The organism is Luteolibacter ambystomatis, assembly GCF_018137965.1.
Lineage (GTDB): Bacteria > Verrucomicrobiota > Verrucomicrobiia > Verrucomicrobiales > Akkermansiaceae > Luteolibacter > Luteolibacter ambystomatis.
The window spans coordinates 98107-112397 of record NZ_CP073100.1 but is presented as its reverse complement, the minus strand read 5'-3'; the positions used below and the strand labels follow the sequence as shown (position 1 = coordinate 112397).

Annotated in this window: 10 protein-coding genes; 8 read left to right on the top strand and 2 right to left on the bottom strand. The window is 63.4% G+C overall.

Going from position 1 to position 14291, the window contains the following annotated elements:
- Positions 1-109: 109 nt before the first annotated feature.
- The 5 genes from nusA (at position 110) to KBB96_RS00355 (ending at position 5040) form a co-directional block, all read left to right on the top strand.
- The gene (nusA, locus tag KBB96_RS00375; protein WP_211631509.1) at positions 110-1372 is read left to right on the top strand and encodes a transcription termination factor NusA; all 1263 of its coding nucleotides are present in this window, start codon (positions 110-112) and stop codon (positions 1370-1372) included.
- 61 nt (positions 1373-1433) lie between these two features.
- Positions 1434-3560: a translation initiation factor IF-2 gene (gene infB, locus KBB96_RS00370; protein WP_211631508.1), complete on the top strand. Its 2127-nt coding sequence runs from the start codon at positions 1434-1436 to the stop codon at positions 3558-3560.
- 112 nt (positions 3561-3672) lie between these two features.
- Positions 3673-4038 carry a 30S ribosome-binding factor RbfA gene (gene rbfA / locus KBB96_RS00365; RefSeq protein ID WP_211631507.1) on the top strand — a complete coding sequence of 122 codons (366 nt, stop codon included), beginning with the start codon at positions 3673-3675 and terminating at the stop codon, positions 4036-4038.
- Positions 4039-4117: 79 nt separating this feature from the next.
- The gene (locus KBB96_RS00360) at positions 4118-4543 is read left to right on the top strand and encodes a hypothetical protein (protein ID WP_211631506.1); all 426 of its coding nucleotides are present in this window, start codon (positions 4118-4120) and stop codon (positions 4541-4543) included.
- Positions 4540-5040 carry a protein-tyrosine phosphatase family protein gene (locus KBB96_RS00355; RefSeq protein ID WP_211631505.1) on the top strand — a complete coding sequence of 167 codons (501 nt, stop codon included), beginning with the start codon at positions 4540-4542 and terminating at the stop codon, positions 5038-5040. Before KBB96_RS00360 ends, KBB96_RS00355 begins: the two co-directional genes overlap by 4 nt.
- 102 nt (positions 5041-5142) lie before the next feature.
- Here KBB96_RS00355 and KBB96_RS00350 read toward each other — a convergent pair whose 3' ends face one another.
- Positions 5143-5958, bottom strand: coding sequence for a glycoside hydrolase family 16 protein (locus KBB96_RS00350; protein ID WP_211631504.1), 816 nt, complete (start codon positions 5956-5958; stop codon positions 5143-5145).
- Positions 5959-6029: 71 nt separating this feature from the next.
- Positions 6030-9701 carry an ATP-dependent RNA helicase HrpA gene (gene hrpA / locus KBB96_RS00345; RefSeq protein ID WP_211631503.1) on the bottom strand — a complete coding sequence of 1224 codons (3672 nt, stop codon included), beginning with the start codon at positions 9699-9701 and terminating at the stop codon, positions 6030-6032.
- A 133-nt stretch (positions 9702-9834) separates the two neighbouring features.
- Here hrpA and KBB96_RS00340 point away from each other — a divergent pair, with 133 nt between their 5' ends.
- The 3 genes from KBB96_RS00340 to KBB96_RS00330 all read left to right on the top strand — a co-directional run bounded on the left by KBB96_RS00340 (position 9835) and on the right by KBB96_RS00330 (position 14289).
- The gene (locus tag KBB96_RS00340; protein ID WP_211631502.1) at positions 9835-10638 is read left to right on the top strand and encodes an SIMPL domain-containing protein; all 804 of its coding nucleotides are present in this window, start codon (positions 9835-9837) and stop codon (positions 10636-10638) included.
- 46 nt (positions 10639-10684) lie between these two features.
- Positions 10685-12709: an FUSC family protein gene (locus KBB96_RS00335; RefSeq protein WP_211631501.1), complete on the top strand. Its 2025-nt coding sequence runs from the start codon at positions 10685-10687 to the stop codon at positions 12707-12709.
- A gap of 164 nt (positions 12710-12873) precedes the next feature.
- Positions 12874-14289, top strand: coding sequence for a Gfo/Idh/MocA family protein (locus KBB96_RS00330; RefSeq protein ID WP_211634592.1), 1416 nt, complete (start codon positions 12874-12876; stop codon positions 14287-14289).
- The last annotated feature ends 2 nt before the right edge of the window (positions 14290-14291 follow it).

Here is a 14291-nt window from a genome sequence, read left to right as displayed (position 1 = left end):
TGCCCGCACAAGCTTCTGACGCGAGTAAGGAGTGGGTCTTTACCCACTCTTTTGCGTCTAGAGGTGTCTCAAGCGCCGATTCCTTCACCGCCCGCCAATCTCTGCTGCAATGACCAACGACATCGTCGCCCTCATCGACTACTACGAGAAGGAAAAAGGCATCGACCGGGACAAGGTCGTCGCCGCCCTCGAGTACGCCTTCATTTCCGCCTATCGCAAGATGGTGCCCGGAGCCGAAGCGATCGAAACGCTGCGCGCCGATGTGAACACCCGCAAGGGCGAGACCCGCATCTGGGCCAGTCTCACCGTGGTCGCGGACGAGGAATATTCCGACAAGTTCAACCAGGTGCCGCTGAAACTGGCGGAGAAGAAGAAGCCCGGCTCCCAGCCCGGCGACCTGATGGAATTCGACGTCACGCCGAAGGACTTCGGCCGCATCGCCGTGCAGACCGCGAAGCAGACGATGATGCAGCGTCTCCGCCAGGCGGAGAAGGAGATGATTTACGAGGAGTTCAAGGACCGAGCCGGAGACGTCGTCTCGGGCACCGTCCGCCGCTTCGAGCGCAACGACGTCATGATCGACCTCGGCAAGTTCGAGGGCATCATGCCGAACCGCGAGCGCGTGCAGGGCGAGGACTACAACATCGGCGACCGCATCCGCGCCTACGTGCTGGCGGTGGAGAACGAAGGCCGCGGCCCGGAGATCATCCTCTCCCGCAGCCACCCGAACTTCGTCCGCCGCCTTTTCGAAGCGGAGGTGAATGAAATTTCCGACCGCACCGTGGAGATCCGCGGCGTGGCCCGCGAGGCCGGCTTCCGCACCAAGATCGCCGTTTGGAGCAACGACCCGAAGGTCGATCCCGTGGGTGCCTGCGTGGGCCTGCGCGGCGCACGTGTGAAGAACATCGTCCGCGAACTGAACAACGAGAAGGTGGACATCATCCGCTGGAGCGAGGACCCGCGCGAATTCGTGAAGGAAGCGCTCAAGCCCGCCGAGATCCGCTCCATTTCCATCGATGAAACCGGCAAGGTGGTCCACGTGACCGTCGATGAAGCCGACCTCAGCAAGGCGATCGGCCGCAAGGGCCAGAACGCCCGCCTCACCTCCCGCCTGATGGGCTGGGACGTGCAGGTCCGCAAGGACGAGTCGAAGGAAGAGCAGCTCAAGGCGAAGATCGGCGGTGCCGCCCACACGCTGGGCGAGCAGCTCGGCCTGACCGACGAACTCGCCGAGAAGCTCACCTTCGCCGGTGGTGCCACTGCCGAACTTGTCATCGACATGCCCGCCGACTACATCGCCAACGCGCTCGGCATCAGCGACGACGAGGCTGAAACCATCCTTGTGAAGGCCCGCGAACTCGCCGGTGCCTGATCCATTTCCCCTTTCCTTCCCCGCCCGTATCCGACCTCAGCAGAACCAGTAGGACCCTTTGATGCCTAAAGACAGCGATAAGACTCCCGAGAAAAAACCAAAGGTGCTCGATCTGATCGAGACACCGAAGAAGCCGTCGCGTCGTGAACGCCAGCGCGAGGAAGCCTCGCAGGTGAAGACCGTTGATGACGCGAAGCGGGAGGCCTTGGACCTGTTCGCGGAAGAAAAGAAGCCGAAGGTCCGCAAGACCAGCCAGTCCGGCAAGACGATCCTGCCGACCATTTCGAAACTGCTCAACGAAGACGAGGTTGCTGCCGAACCGGCCGCCGCGCCTGCTCCGGCTCCCGTGAAAGCGGTGCCCACCCCGGCACCAGCTCCCGCAGCCGCTGCGGAAGAAAGCGATGACCCGAAGCTGGTCATCATCAAGCCCCCGATCCTCGTCAGCGAACTGGCCGCCCGCCTCGGGTTGAAGCCGTTCCAGGTGATGGCGGATCTCATCAAGCTCTCCGTCTTCGTCGCCCCGAATCAGCCGATCGACCCGGAAATCGCCGCCAAGGTGTGCGAGGCCCACGGTTTCCGCTTCGAGCGCGAAAAGCGTGAAAAAGGCGGCGGCGTTCACAAGGTGGAGGAAGTCATCAAGGAGCCGGAAGCTCCGAAGGTGGAGCCGGAGGATCAGCTCAAGCTGCGTCCGCCGATCATCACGATCATGGGCCACGTCGACCACGGCAAGACGACCCTGCTCGACAAGCTCCGCAATTCCCGCGTGGCAGCCGGTGAAGCCGGCGGCATCACCCAGCACATCGGTGCCTATCAGGTGGTTCATGAGGGCCACCCGATCACCTTCCTGGACACGCCGGGCCACGCCATCTTCTCCGACATGCGCGCCCGCGGTGCGGACATCACGGACATCGTGGTGATCGTCGTGGCCGCGAACGACGGCATCATGCCGCAGACCATCGAGGCGATCAAACACGCCAAGGCCGCGAAGAAGACCATCATCGTCGCCATCACCAAAATCGACCTGCCCGCCGCGAACATCATGCGGGTGAAGACGCAGCTTGCCGAAAACGGGCTGCAGACCACGGACTTCGGTGGTGATACCGAGTTCGCGGAAGTCTCCGCCTACACTGGCGAGGGCATCGACACCTTGCTCGAACTGATGGCCCTCCAGGCTGAAGTGCTCGAGCTGAAGTCGAACCCGAAGGGCAATGCCCGTGCCGCCGTGATCGAGGCGCGCATCGTGCCGGGTCGCGGCGCTTCCGCCACCGTCATCGTAGAGTCCGGCACCCTCAAGGTCGGCGCGCCGTTCATCTGCGGGCCGTTCTACGGCAAGGTGAAGGGCATGTTCAACGACCGCGGCGAAGCCGTGAAGCAGGCCCCCCCCGGCATGCCGGTGGAGGTCATCGGCTTCGACGAACTGCCGAACGTGGGCGACCACCTCTCCGAGATGAAGAACGAGCGCGAGGCCAAGGCTCTCGCGACCGAGCGCCAGGAAGTCCAGCGCCGCCAGCGTCTCGCCCCGCAACACCGCGCCCGCATGGAAGACCTCTATGCGATGGTCAACGAGGGCGGTGGCAAGGCCCAGCTCAAGCTGATCCTCAAGTGCGACGTGCAGGGTTCCGTGGAGGCCATCAAGAAGGCCGTCCTCGCCATCGAATCGAAGAAGGTCGAGTGCGTGTTCATCACTTCCGCGGCCGGCCCGATCACCGAGTCCGACATCCAGTACGCTTCCTCCACCGATGCCATCGTGCTCGGCTTCAACGTGAAGGTCGAAGGCAAGGCGGTAAAAGCCGCCAAGTCCGAGGACGTCCAGATCAAGCTCTACTCGATCGTCTATGAACTGATCGACCAGGTGCGGGATGCCATGCTCGGCCTGCTCGACCCGCTCACCCGCGAAAAGATCATCGGTCACGCCGAGGTCCGTCAGGTCTTCAAGCTCACCCGCGGCCGCGCCGCAGGCAGCTACGTCACGGATGGCAAGATCCACCGCAAGGCCCATGCCCGCGTCATCCGCGGCAACATCCCGGTCTTCGATGGCCGCATGTCCACGCTCCGCCGGTTCACCGAGGAAGTGGAAGAGGTCAAGAACGGCTACGAGTGCGGTATCCGCCTCGGCGAGTTCAACGAATACCAGGAAGGCGACGTCATCGAGTGCTACACGCTCGAGAAAGTCCCGCAAACGCTGTAACGGCTCCGCCACAATCCCATTCGAGTTCACGGAAAGGACGGCCCGCGCCGTCCTTTCCCGTCGGAAACTCTTCGTTTGGGATTTTGAATTTAAGATTTAGAATTTGATCGTCATGTCCAAGCGCCTCGACCGAGTGAATGAACTGCTCCGCCGCGAAATCAGCGCGGTGGTCCAGAAAGACTACGAATGGAACGGCAGGCTCGTGACCGTGAACGACGTCGAGGTCACCCAGGATCTCAAGGAAGGCAAGGTCTGGATCGGCGTGCTCGGCGGCAGCCATGAGCCGGTGATCGAAAAGCTCAACAACGACCACGGCGCGATCCAATCGAAGATCATGAAGCGCATCGTGCTGAAATCCACGCCGGTGCTGCGCTTCCGCTTCGATGGGTCCGCCGAGCGCGGCGTGGACATCGTCAATCTCCTGCAGGAAGTGGACAAGCTGCCGAAGGCGAAGGACGAGCCGACGGAAGAGGCCTGAGCCAGACTTGTCGCACATAACGGCGTTTCTCTTCTCCGGAGTCGCCACACACCAATCGCGGGCTAGATTGGGCACCACCATGAGCCGTGCCCGCAAGATCTTCCGCTTGGCGCTTTTCAGCATCGGAGCTGTCGTCCTCGGCTTTGCGCTATTTTCCGAGGGATACAAGCGCGGCTATCTGGATTGTTGGGAGACTCCTCTCAGGCGCTCGGTGTACTCCGTCACTTGGCGAGCTGTGGATGCGGAAACCTCGCAGCCCCTCCATGCGTGGATTGATTGGGGATCCCTACAGGAAAAAGGAGCCGCCTCCCACGGCTATGAAGTCCTGCATGCGGACGGCTCCACCACATCGCTGATTTTCCGCGAAAGGACCGCGCCTGAAGTCTCCGCCGCCATCGTCGCTCCCGGTTACGCGTCAGCGCCCATCCAGGCAATATCTCCGGAGACGCCGATGGTCACAGAAACCATGGTGGTGAAACTACATCCCGAACTCCCGAACCAATGACCGTCGAGCACTACACCATCGTTCCCGGCAAACTCTTCGCCGGTGAGTATCCAGGGAGTTCCGACCCCGCGATTGCTTCCACCCGTCTGGCCAGTCTGGTGGACGAAGGCGTTCGAACGTTTCTCGATCTGACACCCGTCGAGGATCCGCTGGAGCCCTATGAGGAGCGCCTGGCGGACCTCATGCCCGGCCTGCGCTATTTCCGTCATCCGATTCCGGACATGGGCGTGCCACATTCACCCATGGTGATGCGTGGCATCCTGGATCGCATCGCGGATGAAACGGCGGCCGGAAATCCGGTATACTTCCATTGTTGGGGCGGCATCGGCAGAACCGGCACGGTCGCCGGTTGCTGGTTCCGCGAACAAGGACTGGGGCCGGATGAAGCACTGGCCACCGTGCAGCAGCTCTACTCCGCCCTGCCGAAAGTGCGGCGCCATCCGACATCCCCACAAACGCCGGTGCAGTTCGACTACGTCCGGCGCTGGAAGAAGTAGCGTAAACATTCCTGTTTGCGCATGCCAGCGGCGGACCGGATGAAATACCAGCGGCTTCGCAGAAAACTCTGCCGCGAGAACTCACAAGCAGGAATGCTTGTGCTATGGCTTCTCCCAAACCTTCACCCAATCGACCTCCATCCGCTGCGGATACACCTTGGGATCGGGCTCCTTGCCCCAGCTTCCGCCGACCGCGACATTGAGCAGCAGGTAGAAGGGCTTGCGGAAGGGATTGTCCTCACCCGCTCCAGCAGCATCGAGATCGACGGTCTTGTAAGCCTTGTCGTCAAACAGCAGCGTGATCGTCTTCTCGTTCCACTCCACGCCGTAGGTGTGGAAGGTCGTATGCAGCGAATCCGACTTCGTCTGGCCGCCCGCCGACTGATGCTCGGTGGTGCCGGGCTTGGCGAAATGCAGCGTGCCATGAACCACACCCGGCGTGTGGGAAACGAATTCCATGATGTCGATCTCTCCGCACATCGGCCAACGGGTGGGTCCGCGGTTGTCGCCGAGCATCCAGATCGCGGGCCAGATGCCTTTCCCGGAGGGCAGCTTCGCTCGGACCTCGATCTTGCCGTATTTGAAGCTCTTCAGTCCCTTGGTGATGAGCGCGGCGGAGGTATATTCGGCCTCCTTGCGGGACTTCTGCCAGTCCTTGGCATCTGCCACATACGAGGGATTTGGAAATGCCTCCTTGCGGGCCTCGATGACCAGATTGCCACCCTCGACCCGCGCGTTCTCGCGGCGGTTGTCCGTGTAGAACTGGAGTTCCTGGTTGCGCACGAACCCCTTCTCATACGTCCACTTCGTCGGATCGGGAGCACCGGCACGGTTGAAGTCATCGGACCACACCAGTTTCCATGGGTCGGCGTGGGCCACCAAGGTGAGGGCGAACAAGAGGCCAAGGGAGTTTTTCATGAGAATCTCCGCACCATACGTTCCCAGCGTGGCGCTTCAATCGGCAATACTGCCGATAGGCGGACGCCTCCTCATGAAAACTCCGCCAGCTTCTTCTCGGAAACCTTGCCCTGCACCGGCACGTCCGGAGCGAACAGCGAGATGCGGAACTCCTCCAACTGCCAGCCATGTTCCCACAGCCGCGGGTCTTCCGGCTTGGCGGACCACCGGTTCATCCACGGGTCCCACAAGCGCGCGAAGCGGTCGATCTTCTCCAGATCCTTCACCAGCGGCAGCGAATCCACCCGTCCCAACCGTGATCGGATCGCACGCAGGCGGCGTGGATAATCGAGGAAGCGCGTGAAGCCCGCACGCCAGGCAAAGCGTCCGCGGAACAACCACGAAAGCTCCTCGTCCACATCCCGCACCACCTCGTCATAGTTACGGTTGCTGCGATGCGCCTCCAGCCACTTCCGGATCTCCGGCAGATGCACCAGCATCTCATCGAGCGCATGGCCGATCTTCGCCGCCCCATCGTGCCACAGTCCGCGGGCGTTCTGCGCCGTCTTGTGAAATTCCTCCGGAGAGCGTGGCAGCACGCGACCCATCGCGCCTTCCGCGACAAGCGCGATCAAATCCTCCACCGCCGTGCCGCCCGCACCGAGCCGTGGCAGCTCGATCTTCGCAGCGAGCCCCAGCGGGAAACGCTTCTTCAAATGATTCACCTGATCCGCCTGGGCGAGATGCAGCAGCCGCACGCAGCCACCGCGATGCGCCTGATGGGCCTCCTCTTCGGAAGAAAACGCCCGCACGCCGATGGCGCCACCTTCATCCACCAGCGCCGGATAGGCGGTGCCCGCTCCGGTTTCAGAGCGAACCGGCAGCGCCTCGCCATCCCACGCGTTCATGCCGCGGCGTTCCCATGATTCATTCGCCGCCGCCTCGAAGCGCGACTTCAGACGTCCGGCCAGCTTCATCTTCAGCGCGGCCACATCGGTGCCGAAGGCCATCTCCTTGCCCTCATCATCGCAGACCCACACCTTGGTGATCAGTTCTGGCGGCAGCTTGCTGAAATCGAAATCCTTCGGCTCGATCGGATAGCGCGTCCGCTCGCGCAAATGCGCGGCCAACACCTTGTCGAGCGAATCATCCGGCGGCGCGTCCTGCCAGAGACCAGTGAAGCCGTCCGTCATCTCGGACACCGGCTGGCACACGCGGCGCAGGTCCTTCGGCAGCGAGCGGATCAGGATCTCCACCCGCTCGCGCAGATCCCCGCCCACGCCCCACGCCGGCAGCCAGTCCGGCAGATGCGGGAGCTGGTCGATGTGAACGCCGATCGTCACCCCGTCATCCCGCTCGCCCGGCGCGGCATGGTAATAGAGCGTGTATTCCTCGCCATCCCGCACAATGGAGTCCGGATAGGATTCCAGACCGAGATCGTCCAGATCCTCCAGTACAACATCCGCCGTAGAAAGGATCAGGCGTTCCCCGTTCTTTTCCGCCCATTTGTTGAAAGCGGATGCGGTGGCGATTTCCGATGGAATCGTCTTCTCGAAGAATGCCTCCACCGCTTCCTCGCTCCACAGCCCCCCGGGACGCCGCAGCTTCTGCTCGATCGCATTGATGGCCTCGCGCAACTCCTCCATGCGGTCCTGATACTCCGCCTTGCGGCGTATCTTGCCCGCCATCAGGCCCTCGCGCAGGAAGATCTGGCGGGCCGCCTTGTGATCCACACGACCGTAGTGCACGCGCCGCCCGGCGATGATTGGCAGGCCGCCGCAAATGACCGTCTGCTTGCCATACACCGCACCCTGGGCCTCGTCCCAATGCGCCTCACCATAACGGCTGCGGCACAAATGCGGCGCGACCTTCTCGACCCACTCCGGATCGATGCGCGCCACCCGCCTCGCCCACAGGCGCGAGGTCTCGACGAGTTCCATTCCCATCACCCACTCCCAGCGTTTCCCACCAAAGAGGCCGGAACCGGGGAAGATGGCGAAGAAGCCACCGGAAGCGCTCTTGTAGGATTTAGAATCGCGGTCCCACAGGCCGAACTGCCTCGGCGCTCCGGCCAGCAGCGCGCAATGGATCGCCGGATAGGGCGCGGCTTTTTCCACCGTCTTCTCGAGCGGCTGGAGCTTCCACTTCAGATCACGCACCAGCAGCTCCCCCAACTCGTCATGGACGTTCGCCCACTCGGTCACGCGGCGGAAGCTCAGGAAGTTGTCCTTGCAGTATTTCCGCAGGGCGTTGCGCTTCCAGTTCCTGCCTTCGCGGAAACGGTTCACGTCCATCCACAGCCGCAGCATGCCGATGAAGTCGCTCTGGTGATCCTTCCAGCGTGCGTGCGCCTGATCGGCTTCCTTGGCTTTCTCGGGCGGGCGTTCGCGTGGATCGTTTGATTCCAGCCCGGAAACGATCGGCAGGATTTCCGCGAGGCAGTTTTCCTCACGGGCTTCCAACAGCATGCGGCCCAGACGCGGATCGACCGGCAGGCGGGCCATCTGCCGTCCCGCCTCGGTAAGTTCCTTGTCGTCGTCCAGCGCGCCAACCTCCCGCAAAGTACGATAACCCTCGGAGATCGCCTTCGGCGCGGGCGGATCGAGGAACGGGAACTCCTCGATCGGTGGCAGCCCCAGCGATTTCATCCGCAGGATCACGCCTGCCAGCGAACTGCGGCGGATTTCCGGATCATTGAACTCCGGGCGGTCCGCCAGATCGGAATCATCGTAGAGCCGCACGCAGATACCCTCGCGCACGCGGCCGCAGCGGCCCTTGCGCTGGCGCGCGCTGGCTTGGCTGACCGGTTCGATCTGGAGGCGCTGCACGCCGCGCCCCGGGCTCCAGCGGCTGATGCGCGCGAGACCGGAGTCGATCACGCACACGATGCCCGGAATCGTCAGCGAGGTTTCCGCGACGTTGGTAGCGAGGATGATCCGCCGCTGGCGGCCGGGATTGAAAACCTTCTGCTGGTCCGCCAGCCCGAGCCGCGCGAACAGCGGCAGGATCTCCGTGTTCGGATACCGCTGGCCGGACAAGGCATCCGCGCATTCGCGGATCTCGCGCTCGCCGGGCAGGAACACCAGCACATCGCCGCGCGGATCGATGCCGTTGAGCCACTCCACCCCGCGCACGACATGGCTGGACAACTCCTCGTCCTCATCCCCCGGCAGGCTGAACTCCTCCACCGGGAAGGTCCGGCCCGGAGCCTCGATCACCGGGCAGCCGCCGAAGAACTCCGAGAACGATCCCGCATCCAGCGTCGCGGAGGAAATCACCAGCTTCAGATCCTTCCGCGTCTCCAGCAGTCCCTTGAGATAGCCGAGGAGGAAATCGATGTTGAGCGAGCGCTCGTGCGCTTCATCGAGGATCAGCGCGCCGTATTGCTTCAGCGAGCGATCACCCTGCGTCTCCGCGAGCAGGATACCGTCCGTCATGAACTTGATCCGGGTCTCGCGGGAAATCTTTTCCTCGAAGCGGACCTGATAGCCAACGAATCCCCCGAGCGGCGTCTGCAATTCCTCCGCCACGCGCCGCGCCACGCTGGCCGCCGCCAGCCGCCGCGGCTGGGTGCAGCCGATCCGCCGCGGATCCTCGCCGAGCGCCTCCACCACCATCTTCGGAAGCTGCGTGGTCTTGCCGGAGCCGGTGTCGCTCACCACCACCACCACCGGATGGGCACGGATGGCCGCCACGATCTCATCGCGGTGCGCGACCACCGGCAGCGCCGCCGGGTAGTTCAAGGCTGGATGGGAAACCGCCACGGACCGGACGGGGTAAACGCGCCGGCCTCTTTTCTCAAGCCCGAAGCGCTCGATTCCACTCGCCGGACAACGAGGTATCCGATAGAAGGTCCCCCGGCCTCCTCGTATCAGGGATACCCATCTCCCACATGCCATGAGCAGCGAATCCGCACCCGTGAAATCGGTCCGCCAAGTGTCCCTCCCTTTCCTGAGCGCGGTCGCCATCGCCCTCGGGCTGGCGGGTTCCACCTTCATCGCCGCCGGCACCTGGAAGGAGGTGCGGAAAAAGCCGGAGAAGAACAACATCCGCATCACCGGCTCCGCCCGAAAGCGGATCGTCTCCGATTTGATCCAATGGTCGGCCTTGGTGGAGGCGCAGGGTGCCGACCGCACCGCCGCGTATGTCGCTCTGAAAGGCGGCACCGAAAAAGTCGTCGCCTTCCTCAAGGCCCAGGGCGTGAAGGCGGAGGAAATCCAGACCGAATCCGCCTCCATCACCGAGGAATTCGACATCATCAAGGAGGACAAGGTCCTGCCCGGGACCAACGTGCCACTGCGGTCGGAACGCAAGGAGTCGAAGGGCTTCAAGGCCAAGCAGGTGGTCACCATCAGCTCCACCAACATCCCGCAGATCGAAAAAGCGTCCCGGGAAATCACCACTCTGCTCGAGCAAGGGGTCGACGTCACCTCGCACGATCCCAATTACTACTATACCCGCCTCGGTGAGCTGAAGCTGGAGATGCTCGCGGAAGCCGCGAAGGACGCCCGCGCCCGTGCCGAGAACATCCTCAGCTCCGCCGGCAATACCGGAGTGGGCAAGCTGGTTTACGCGGACATGGGCATCATCAACATCAATGCCGCGAACTCCACGGAGACCTCGAACGAGGGCAACAACGACACCACCTCCCGTGACAAGGACATCATCACGATCGTCCATGCGGAGTATGAGGTGAAGTGAGCAAGGGCATTGCGCCGCAAGCGATTCCCGTGGAAACTGTCTCCGCATGATCGGAGGCAAAGCTTCGCCGGTGGCATGGAAGACCCTTTCGCGGGTACTGGTTCCATTCCAACCGTCGCGGCGTTCCATTGCCTTCGCCTCGCGGGCGGTCGCCGCCTCCGTGCTGGCTCTCGGCGCTGTTCTTGCGCTGGGCTACAAGGAGATCGCATGGGCCCCCATCACCGTGTGGGTGCTGGCCCTGCCTCGCCGCAGCATGGTGCTCACGAAATCGCTCTACCGGGTGCTCGGCACCCTGATCGGCGCGGGCATGGCCTTCCTGATGCTGCCGCTGGAGAGCCAGCCGCTGCTGTTCATGCTGCTGATGTCGGCGTGGGTAGCGCTGTGCGCGGGCACGGCGAACCTGTTCCGGAACTACCAGGCCTATGTCGCCCAGCTCGCCGGATTCACCGCTCCCATCGTGGCGGTGCTGGTGTATGGCCACCTCGGCTCGATCCAGGAAATCGCAAAGGAACGCGTGGTCTGCGTGCTGCTGGGCATCGCCGCCTCCGCCGTCGTCACGCTGTTGTTTTCAAAGCGAATCCAGCCCCGCGACGTTGAGATCGAAGCCCGCGCCCTCGCCAAGCAGGGCGTCGCGTGGTCCGCCAAGGTGCTCGAAAAAACCAGCCCGGAGCCCCTCGCCTACAATCACGGGCTACTCGCCCAGATCGCGGATCTGAATTCCTTCTGCGAAAACGCCGCCATCGAATCCTCCGCCATCCGCCAGCGCCTCGGTGCGATCCGGCGCCTGGTCTCCGCCGTCCTCGCACTGGTGTCCTCCACCCGTGCGGTCGAGCGCCTCAATGCCCCGGCCGATCTGGAACGCCGCGGGAAAGCCGTGCGGCTGCTGCGGGCCGCCGCCGAACTCATCGGCAAGGACGACATCCCCAGTGGCCAGGCCATCGCCTTCCGCCACCTGATGCCGACCGATGCCGTGGCGGATGATCCCGCGCATGCCGTGGAAACCGCGTGGAAGCGGGACCGGCTTGAGGAAATAGCGGACGGCCTCGACCGCATCGCCGCCGAATTGGACGTGATCCGGACGGGACCGAAGACCCGTCATTCCGCTCCGCCGCTGGTCTTCCACCGCGATTGGGCGAAGGCCTTCAGCACCGGTTGGCGGACACTTCTCGCCTGCCTCGTCACCGGTGGACTTTGGATCGGGCTGGGCTGGCACGGAGGAGCGGTCGCCTTCATCTTCACCGCCCTCGCCACCTCCATCTTCGGCAACCATCCGCTGCCCACGGCGGGCATGCGGCGCTTCTCCATTGGCGTGAGCGCGGCGGCCATCACCTTCATCCTCTGGAAAGCACTGCCGTTTTCCGCCACCGCCGGATTCAGCACCACGCTCGGAGTGGTCATCGCGCTGACTTTCCTCGGGGCCATCGCTCTCGCGAACAACGTCCAACCCGGCATGGACTACAATGCGAACGTCTCCCAGCTCATGCTCGGTCCCTCCGCAGCGGCCACAGGTGCGGTCGCGGCCTTGTTTTCCGGTCTCGACCTGCTGGCCGGCCTCGGGATCGCCTATGCGGCCTTCGCCTGGACTGCGGATCGCGAGGCACGCCGAGGAGCACGGTTGGCGACGTCCATTCTTGCTGACACCCGCCGCCTCGCCCAAGGCCGCTGGCAACCCCACCGCCACAAATGGGAGGCCACCCTCTACGACCGGCTCTATCAGTCCGGCCTCGCCAGTGCCGGATCGAAGGCCTGTGGTGACGGCCTGCGCCACTGCCTGCTGGGACTGGACATGGGACTGGAGATCCTCCGCCTGCGGGGACTTCTGGGAGCGGATTCGCTCAATAGCAGCGAGCGCCCCATCGTGCAGGACGCGCTGCGCCTGCTGGGCGGGGAAATCCCTGATAGCCAGCCGCTTCCATTTCTGGAATTGGACGCCTTGGCCACCCGCCTGACGGCTGAAAGCCCCGGTGCCGCCACCTCCAGCCGCTATCAGGCGATCGGTGCCATGCTCGCCATCTCCCGCTGCTTGGAACAATGGCGGACTCCCGAACCGGCCGGGGCCTCTCACGCCTGATTTGCCTCCTTGCAGGACGGGCTTTCACCCCGGAGCATGCTACGGATTTTCCCGTGCTCCCGCGCAACTTCCCTTGTTGCCAGTGAAAGGAACGGCCACTAGAACCCGTTCGTCCGTCGTTCCGTTTGTACAGCATCTGATTCCATTTTATGAACCCATCCGAAATGAATACCACCCAGCGCCGGGGCTTCCTCAAGTTCCTCGGCGGCATTTCCGCCAGCTTCGCCGCCCTTCCCACCCTTGTGGCTGCGGCTGACTCCGCCAACGCCCCTTCCCGCCGCAGCGGCGCGAAATACATGGGTGATTTCGCCGCTCCGAAGCTCGACAAGGTCAAGGTCGCCATCATCGGCGTCGGCGCCCGTGGTTCCGGTCACGCCAGCCAGCTCGCCACCATCGAGGGCGTGGACTTCGTCGGCATCTGCGATCTCCGCGAAGACCAGGTCAAGAAGGCCGAAGTCAAGGTGAAGGCCAAGGGCCACTCGCCGAAGCTCTACGGCAAGAACGAGGACGACTGGAAGCGCATGCTCACCGAGACCCGTCCGGACGCCGTCTTCATCGCCACCCCGTGGGACCACCATGCGCCGATGTGTATCGAGGCCATGAAGTCCGGCGCGCACGCCTTCACGGAAGTGCCGATGGCCTACACCCTCAAGGACCTCTGGGACATCATCGACACCTCCGAGCAGACCGGCCGCCACTGCATGATGATGGAGAACGTCAACTACGGTCGCGAGGAACTCATCTACCTCAACATGGTCCGCCAGGGCGTGATCGGCGAGCTTCTCCATGGCGAGGCCGCCTACATCCACGAGCTTCGCGGCCAGATGGAAGGCGGTGACTCCACCGGTTCCTGGCGCACTTTCCAGTATGCCAAGCGCAACGGCAACCTCTACCCGACCCACGGTCTCGGCCCGGTGGCCCAGTACATGAACCTGGCCCGCGGCGAAGACAATTTCGGCCGTCTCGTTTCCTTCTCCTCTCCCGCCAAGGGCCGCGCGCTCTACGCGCAGAAGTCCACCAAGCTCTCCAACCCGGAGTTCAAGAACCTCAAGTTCGAAGGTGGCGACATCAACACCTCCATCATCAAGACCGCACTCGGCCGCACCATCATGGTGCAGTGGGATGAAACCTCCCCGCGTCCGTATTCCCGCCACAACCTCATCCAAGGCACCAAGGGCACCCTCGCCGGGTTCCCGAACCGCATGGCCATCGAGGGCGTGACCAAGACCTACCACGAGTGGGCGCAGGACCTTGAGGACAAGGACGGCAAGCCTGTCGAGGGCGCGCAGTTCTGGGAGGAAATCGCCTCCAAGTACGAGCACCCCTACTTCAAGCGCATGGGCGAGCTCGGCAAGAAGATGGGCGGCCACGGTGGCATGGACTTCCTGATGCTCTACCGCATCATCGAGTGCCTCCGCAAAGGCGAAGCTCTCGACCAGAACGTCTACGAAGGTGCCTATTGGTCCGCTGTCGGTCCGCTCAGCGAGAAGTCGGTCGCCGAGGACGGCTCGTCGCAGGCGTTCCCGGACTTCACCCGCGGCAATTGGAAGACCACCAAGCCGCTCGGCATCATCGCCTGATA

Coding starts and splice junctions, on each gene's coding strand:
- nusA (WP_211631509.1), top strand. CDS start 110: ATGACCAACGACATCGTCGCCCTCATCGACTACTACGAGAAGGAAAAA.
- rbfA (WP_211631507.1), top strand. CDS start 3,673: ATGTCCAAGCGCCTCGACCGAGTGAATGAACTGCTCCGCCGCGAAATC.
- KBB96_RS00360 (WP_211631506.1), top strand. CDS start 4,118: ATGAGCCGTGCCCGCAAGATCTTCCGCTTGGCGCTTTTCAGCATCGGA.
- KBB96_RS00330 (WP_211634592.1), top strand. CDS start 12,874: ATGAATACCACCCAGCGCCGGGGCTTCCTCAAGTTCCTCGGCGGCATT.
- KBB96_RS00355 (WP_211631505.1), top strand. CDS start 4,540: ATGACCGTCGAGCACTACACCATCGTTCCCGGCAAACTCTTCGCCGGT.
- KBB96_RS00335 (WP_211631501.1), top strand. CDS start 10,685: ATGATCGGAGGCAAAGCTTCGCCGGTGGCATGGAAGACCCTTTCGCGG.
- KBB96_RS00340 (WP_211631502.1), top strand. CDS start 9,835: ATGAGCAGCGAATCCGCACCCGTGAAATCGGTCCGCCAAGTGTCCCTC.
- KBB96_RS00350 (WP_211631504.1), bottom strand. CDS start 5,958: ATGAAAAACTCCCTTGGCCTCTTGTTCGCCCTCACCTTGGTGGCCCAC.
- infB (WP_211631508.1), top strand. CDS start 1,434: ATGCCTAAAGACAGCGATAAGACTCCCGAGAAAAAACCAAAGGTGCTC.